Genomic DNA, 235 nt, shown 5'->3' on the forward strand with positions numbered 1-235 from the left:
CGATCAGCGGCACGCGGCAGCCGCCTTCGAAGAACGTCATCTTGTACCAGAGCCCGCGCTCGCCGAGCATATCGCCGTGGTCGGACGTGACGATCACGATCGTATCGTCGGCGAACCCGCATTGCTCGAGCGCGGCCAGCACGCTGCCGAACTGCGCGTCGACGTACGACGTCGCGCCGTAGTATGCGCGGCGCGCGGCGCGGATCTGCGCGTCGGTCGGCGGCGTGCGATCGTT

The 235-nt window shown here is 68.5% G+C and carries 1 protein-coding gene; it reads right to left on the reverse strand.

Annotated elements, in window-relative coordinates; all coding sequences use genetic code 11:
• A partial coding sequence (locus SB816_RS35090) for a sulfatase-like hydrolase/transferase (RefSeq protein WP_410548634.1) occupies positions 1 to 235 on the reverse strand: 235 nt, incomplete at both ends.

The organism is Achromobacter sp. SIMBA_011 (genome assembly GCF_046535435.1).
GTDB lineage: Bacteria > Pseudomonadota > Gammaproteobacteria > Burkholderiales > Burkholderiaceae_B > Achromobacter > Achromobacter dolens.